Raw genomic sequence first — 6,981 nt, 5'->3', positions numbered from 1 at the left:
ACACTTTAGGTGAGCCTATCTTTGCCTTTTATAATCCGCCCTGGACACTCCCTTTTCTGCGACGAAATGAAATTATGATAGAAATGAAAGAATAATCTCTCCTCTTTCAAAACTATTGCTTCCCAGCTTCCCATCTGGCAGAGATTTCAGCAACCCTTTGACCTAAATGTTTGGCCGTGAGTCTATCTGATTTTGGAGGCGCTGTCTCCGGACCTTCATCTGCGTTGGATTGCGCAAAAGCACCCCCAAAGGAACCTAACCTGTTAAGATCTTCTATTGAAGCTGTGGAGCTATTATTGCCTGGCATCAGTCCAAGACCAACCCAAATCATCCCATGCTGCTGAGATAAATTAAACATGGCATGGAGACTTTGAAGTTTATCGCCATTTTGTGAGCCGGAATTAATAAATGCAGCGGCGAGTTTGTCTTTCCATTTCATTTCCGTCCATCTTTTTGAGGTTTTTTCAGCAAAAATCCAAAATCCGGCTGAGACAGAGCCCATATAGGTGGGAGCTCCAAAAATGATGGCCGTTGCATGATCAAGATCATCCCAGTGGGAATCAACATTCTCTACGGAAATGAGTATGCCTGTCGCCTTTTTACTTTCTTGAACACCTTCCAAAACAGATTCAGCTAATTTTTTTGTATGCCCGTATCCTGAATGATAAACAATCGCAACACTTGGTTTTGTCATTTTTCCCTCGTTTTCTTTATTATTTGGAACCTATTCTACAATCAAACCACCGAAATGGAAAGCTTGTGAGCAGGGACACCTCATGAAAAATTTCAATCTTTTTTAATGACAGAAGCTGATTTATCAGTTGTGATAGGATCACCTCTCTCCGTTGTGGGAGAGGTAAAAAAACTCTAGTTTCCTCATAAATTATTCATAGTATCGCCCCTAAGCTTGTGAGCACATTATCTTGATCAAATTTTCAAACTCACGTAAATTAAAGTTAAGTTTTTTTATGGGTGTTTTATGCGGATATTTTCCATTTATCTCTTCTTTTTCCTAGTCTTTCTAAGCCCTGCAACTTATGGAATGGAAGATAACTTAACTTCGGAAGATATCGGCAACCAAATCACTCGTCTTACAGATAAAAAAAATGAGTATTTTGGTTTAGCTAACTTTTATAGCAAAAAAACCTATCAATCTCTTCCACGCAGAAAAAATGTCTCAAAAAAACTAAAACGAGATCCCAAGACCCAGCATCATTATAGAACAGGGTTAAAATATAGAACCGCAATTACTCGAGTTACCAAAAAAATAGACAATCTTTTAGAATTAAAAGAAGCTCTTCTCTCTCCATTAGAAAACAATAAGACGCAACCAACATACTCTGAACTGGTTTCTTCGGTGTCTAAATTTATAGAAGAGACGGATCAATCCCTGCAAAATTATAATGAAACATCCCTTAAAAAAATGAAGGAAGAGAATGCACAGAAGTTTCTGGCTCCGCGCCGAAGAAAACAAAAGCTTGGTGGGATTTTATTGTTATTATTGTTGCTAGGCAATTGCATCTCTGTAGACGCTCAACTTACCTCTTCTTCTTTTGATCAACCTCACTCCTATAAAGTGGACCAGCCTTCAAAACTGCAATGTGGTCTTTATCAAAATACGACACATCACAGCAATAGCTCACTTACGCCTTATTCTGGACCAACCTGCCCCCCTACCCCTTGTAAAGACCCACAGCTTATTCCTAATATAAGAGCCGGATGGGAAAACGTGGTTAAGTGTCATAAAGAACAAGGAGACAGGGAGTCCTTAAAACCTTGCGAAAAGGATTATCTGAAGAACCTTCCTAATTACGCCTATCATCCTGAAATTTTGGACTGTCTGTATAAAACAATAAGTCCTCTTGGAGAAGGAGCAGAGAATAGAGTCTACAACGTTACATTGAATCATCCTTTCTACAACGTTTCTAACATAGCCATTAGAACATTCATAAAGTCAAGGTACGGCTATAGATCATATGATATCCCCTCTTATCTTAAAGCATTAGCCCACGTACAAGAATTAAGCTCGAGTAATTTAGAAATTATAGACTTTTTCCCCAAAATATATGGGGTCTATTTTGGTCCTCTTCCTCCTGATTTAAAGGAAATTACCTTATATGAAGGGACGGATATCAACTCAAAAGTTATTCCTGAAGGTTTATATCATAACCATTTTCTAAGAGGTAAAAACACAGGAAATATTCCTCAAAACTTGCCAGTAACATACGTCTCTGCTGAACAAACAAATTTTTGGAATATAGCAATATTGCCTGTTCTTTACACAGAAATGGAAATTATTGAGGGAGGGTCATTGAAAGACAAAGATATTTCAGATGGTTCAGTTGTGGAGATTTATTTCATGGAATATGCATTGTCGAGAAGGAACATACGCATCAGCGACAAAAGATTACAGAATACTGGTTTGCAACCAGTGAATTACGCAAGGGCCTACCATAAGGATAATAAGATATACCTGATAAAAGAGCCAGCTGCCCCAAAGATACTCGATTTCGATTGGTTTGTTTTTTCAAGCCACCCTGCGTACCTTTATAATGAACTCACACTTTCAGCAGGAAAAACATCAGACAAGTCAAAAGAGTTCATTAAAATAATGAAGGAAAATGATGATCTTTTCTCGAAAAGTACTAAACGGCACCTAAAACCTTACCTTATTTCTAAAGAACAACTCGAAAGAATGAAAGAAAATGGGATTAATATAAAAGATTATTATTTGTAAAAACGTACGCGGAAGGAGAAACATAATCGAAAGTAAAGATTTTCTAGTTTTCCTCTAAATTAAACAGCGCCACATTGCCGCCACTGGCCATGGTGTTATAACTGAAGCTCCGCTCTACAGCAAAGCGTGGCAGATAATAGGGACCGCCGGCCTTGGGGCCCGTGCCAGAAAGACCTTCCCCACCGAAAGGTTGAACACCTACCACAGCGCCAATCATGGTGCGATTCACATAAAGGTTCCCCACACTGGCTTTGGTGCGCACTTTCTCAATAGTGCTTTCAATGCGGCTCTCAAGACCCATGGTCAAGCCATACCCTTTGTGATTGATGGCAGTGATGACCGCAACAAGGTCTCTGGCCTTAAAGCGGGCCACATGAAGGATGGGGCCAAAAACTTCCTTTGAAAGAGCCTCAATGCCTTTAATCTCAATAATAGAGGGGGCGACAAAGCCCCCCTTCAAATTTGGAAGAGGCGTGCGCGCTAAAGGTTTATGACGCTTTACATAAGCCTCTATCTCCTCTCGCGCTTCCTCATTGATCACGGGCCCTACATCCGTTGAAAGCAGTGCAGGATCGCCCACTCTCAGGTTCTCCATCGCCTCCCGCAGCATAGAAAGGGTTTGATCGTAAATATCGTCTTGAAGGTAGAGAATTCTCAAAGCAGAGCACCGTTGCCCCGCACTTTGAAAAGCAGACACAATCACATCATCCACCACTTGTTCAATCAAGGCCGAGGAGTCCACAATCATAGCATTAAGACCGCCCGTCTCTGCTATGAACGGCACAATGGGCCCTTCCCTTTCTGCGAGAATTTTCTGAATGCTTTGAGCTGTAGATGTGGAGCCGGTAAATACCACACCACTGATACGCTGATCTTCAATCAAAGGTGTTCCAAAAATTTTACTAGAGCCATGAAGCAAATGCAGAATTTCCTTTGGCACGCCCGCCTCATGGAGAGCTCTTACGGCATGCCAAGCAATCAAGGGGGTTGCTGTTGCTGGTTTTGCAATCACCCCATTGCCTGCCACAAGAGCCGCCGTCACTTGCCCCATAAAAATAGCCAAGGGAAAGTTCCAGGGACTGATGCAGGAAAATACACCCCGTCCTCTAAGAACGAGCTGATTAAGCTCTCCCGCGGGGCCTGGAAGAGTTTGGGGCACCTCAAAATGTTTCAAGGCTTCGATAGCATAGTAGCGGCAAAAATCCATCGCTTCCCGCAGCTCAGCCACCGCATCAGGGAGCGTTTTCCCCGCTTCTTCAATCAAAAGGCCCAAGAAAAGTCCCCGCCTCTCTTCAAGGATATTCGCTGTTCTCTTTAAAATTTCTGCTCGCTGAGAAGCTGGCACTTCATCCCACTCCATCTGATGAATTGTGGCTTGGTTCAAGGCCTTATCAAGATCTTTGAGTGTATTTTCCTTATGAGTACCATACTCTCCTTTGGCTTTCTCAATCTCAGCTTTTAAAGTTTGCAAGGTTTTTCTGTCATTCAGATCATACCCTCGAGAGTTTTCTCGGTGAGGGCCATAGATATCTTTGGGAAGGGGAATCATGGGATGCTTGCCAGGAGCATGGGTTTCAAAGAACGTCAGGGGATCCTCAGCGATCTTCTCTGGAGGCACCTTTGAATCATAAATCTTATGGACGAAAGAGGAATTTGCTCCATTCTCTAAAAGACGACGCACCAGGTAGGGGAGTAGATCTCGATCATCTCCCACGGGGGCATACACCCTGACGGCGATGGGCTGAGTATGACGAACAACCGTATGTAGCTCTTCCCCCATCCCCTGCAAACGTTGAAATTCAATGTCCGTTCGATTCCCTGCCATCTCAAGGACCGCTGCCACCGTATAGGCATTATGGGTTGCAAATTGAGGATAAAGGACGCCTTTGGCTTTTAGGAGTTGCTGGGCACAGGCAAGGTAAGAAAGATCCGTTGCGGCTTTTCTTGTAAAAACGGGATAATTAGGATAGCCTCCAACCTGAGCAATTTTAATTTCCGTATCCCAATAGGCTCCTTTCACAAGACGCACCATAAGGGGTTTTTTTGTTGTCTCAGCTAATTCTTGCACCCACTCAATCACCGCGGGTGCGCGGGTTTGATAAGCTTGAACCGCAAGGCCAAATCCATCCCAATGACCCAGCTCTTTTGTCTCAGAAACAGCTTTAATCAAATCAAGAGATAGCTCAAGACGAGCCGCTTCCTCCGCATCAATGGTCAACGCAACTCCAGCTGTTTGTGCGCACTTGCACAACTCAATCAAATCCGGGAGAAGCTCCTTCATGACCTCATCGTAATGGGAAAGGGCGTAATGAGGATGAAGGGCGGAGAGCTTTACGGAAATACTGTCCCTCTCATAAGGTGAATTTCCCGTTCCCTTTTGACGCGCTAGAACCTCAATAGCATGGGCATAGGATTGTTTATAAGCCTTGGCCATAGACGGCGTGCGAGCCCCCTCTCCCAACATATCAAAGGAAAAACGGTCTTGTGGCGTTTTAAGGCGGCGTTTTGATGCGGCTTCAATGGTTCGCCCCACGATGAATTCACGCCCTAAAATGTGCATAAAAGCGCGAAAAATGGCTAAATTTACAGGCTGTACTACGGGCCCCAAGGCTGAGTCTTGCAAGGCACTAACGGTTTGAAGCCCCCATCGAGAAATTTTGAGCACGGCATCTTCCTTGAGCCCTCCCTTACGCCAATCAAACTGAGACAATTTATCTCCCAAAAGAAGACCAGCGGTATAAGAGTCAGGAATGCGCAAGAAAGCTTCTGCGAGAGCCATTAAGGAACGCCCCTCTGGCTCACTTAAAGGGAAGGCTTGCATAAACCGTTGAATATTAAAAGTCCCCATAGGAAGGGCGCGCACAGCTTTAATCCACGTTTTGGCTTGGTGAGCAATAGAAGACGTAGAGGTCTTTAGACCTTTTAAATCTCTCAATAGAGCTTTGATCAACACCCTCTCATCTTGGGACAGAAGATTTTCTAAATCTGGATAATAGGGGGGAGGCTCGCTCCATAGCATTGGCAAAAGACCCTTCCGTTTTTTGATTTTATTTAGGCACTACGACGAGGAACGGAGATATTTTTGAGATTATCTTCAATGTCCTTTTGAGAAGGAAGACTCACTTGAGCGCCTTTAGTCAAACACGCAAGTCCTCCGGCAACGACGGCTTTTTTAAGGGCAAGTTGCAACTCGGTTCCCTCATCCAAGTTTGCGGCAAGAACGCCCACAAAAGCGTCCCCTGCCGCAGTTGTATCAACCGCGTCAACTTGCAAGGCTCCTACTTCCCATGTACCTTCAGGCGTACACGCAACAGCCCCTTCTTTTCCAAGGGTTACAATACATATAAGATCATAATTGGCGGCCACACGCTTAGCAACAATGGTCGGCGAGATCACATCAAACCCTAAATGAAGCCCTAAATAAGCGGCTTCACTTTGATTCATAACCAAAACGTCCAAGGAATCAAGAATGTCATGAGGGATCGAATGAGCAGGAGCTAGATTCAAAATAATCCGCGTCCCATATTTTTTAGCGCGCCGGATGAGTTTCCAATTTTCCTCAATAGAGGTTTCCATTTGAAGCAAAAGGGTATTCCCCTTGGCCAACAGAAAATTCGGAATCTCCGACTCTTGATTTTCTAAATTCGCGCCCGTAGCAACGGTAATTTGGTTTTCCCCATGGGCATCCACAGAAACAGTTGCGCACCCTGTTGGTAAACTTGAACTTTGCCCAACCCCCATCAACTCAATGCCAGTCGTCTTTAAAGACTCTAAAATCAACCGTCCAAATTCATCATTACCTATTTTACTGAACAGTTTAACTTGCGCCCCCGCCTTTGCAGCAGCAACCGCTTGGTTGCCTCCTTTACCTCCTGGAATTAATTGATAACTTGGACAAAGCACCGTGTCTCCTGGACGCGGGAGTTTTTCGAGCTGCATAACCATATCCATATTAAGAGAACCAAAGACAACAATCATAGGCTTCTACCTCCCTAAAGGGGCTAAAGGTGGACAGTTAAAGGAATAACAAAACTCTCCTTTCATTGTGTCATCCCCGCGAAGGCGGGGATCCAGAAATCCTTTGAAACAAAGTAAGTTTTTTTCCATATTTGCCATTAGTCCTTGCAAGTATTTCTCTACTCAACGTTTCTCTGGATCCCCGCCTTCGCGCAGTAGTGTCCGGGGAAAGTTGAAACAGACTAACATGAGTAAAAACCAAAAGAAAGTTGCTTGGATGATTCAAG

Annotated in this window: 4 protein-coding genes and 1 pseudogene; 2 read left to right on the top strand and 3 right to left on the bottom strand. The window is 43.7% G+C overall.

Going from position 1 to position 6,981, the window contains the following annotated elements; genetic code table 11:
* Nucleotides 1-95: heme-binding protein (locus K2Y18_09245; protein MBX9805918.1), on the top strand; the 95-nt coding region annotated here is incomplete at its 5' end.
* A 17-nt stretch (nt 96-112) separates the two neighbouring features.
* Here the strand turns inward: K2Y18_09245 and K2Y18_09240 are convergent.
* Nucleotides 113-694 carry a flavodoxin family protein gene (locus tag K2Y18_09240; protein ID MBX9805917.1) on the bottom strand — a complete coding sequence of 194 codons (582 nt, stop codon included), beginning with the start codon at nt 692-694 and terminating at the stop codon, nt 113-115.
* Nucleotides 695-979: 285 nt separating this feature from the next.
* On the opposite strand from K2Y18_09240, the gene K2Y18_09235 reads away from it, so the two are divergent.
* Nucleotides 980-2,737 carry a hypothetical protein gene (locus tag K2Y18_09235; GenBank protein ID MBX9805916.1) on the top strand — a complete coding sequence of 586 codons (1,758 nt, stop codon included), beginning with the start codon at nt 980-982 and terminating at the stop codon, nt 2,735-2,737.
* 43 nt (nt 2,738-2,780) lie between these two features.
* Here K2Y18_09235 and K2Y18_09230 read toward each other — a convergent pair whose 3' ends face one another.
* Both K2Y18_09230 and K2Y18_09225 read right to left on the bottom strand, forming a co-directional pair.
* Entirely contained in the window at nt 2,781-5,756 is a 2,976-nt protein-coding gene (locus tag K2Y18_09230; protein MBX9805915.1) for an L-glutamate gamma-semialdehyde dehydrogenase, read from the bottom strand.
* A 32-nt stretch (nt 5,757-5,788) separates the two neighbouring features.
* A pseudogene (locus tag K2Y18_09225) lies at nt 5,789-6,715 on the bottom strand (ribokinase).
* Between the last annotated feature and the right edge of the window lie 266 nt (nt 6,716-6,981).

The organism is Alphaproteobacteria bacterium (genome assembly GCA_019746225.1).
Classification (GTDB): domain Bacteria; phylum Pseudomonadota; class Alphaproteobacteria; order Paracaedibacterales; family VGCI01; genus VGCI01.
This window is presented reverse-complemented; position numbering and strand designations above follow the sequence as displayed.

What these genes read in the sequence shown, in the direction of transcription:
- K2Y18_09230 (MBX9805915.1), bottom strand. Translation starts at nt 5,756, where the DNA reads ATGCTATGGAGCGAGCCTCCCCCCTATTATCCAGATTTAGAAAATCTT.
- K2Y18_09235 (MBX9805916.1), top strand. Translation starts at nt 980, where the DNA reads ATGCGGATATTTTCCATTTATCTCTTCTTTTTCCTAGTCTTTCTAAGC.
- K2Y18_09240 (MBX9805917.1), bottom strand. Translation starts at nt 694, where the DNA reads ATGACAAAACCAAGTGTTGCGATTGTTTATCATTCAGGATACGGGCAT.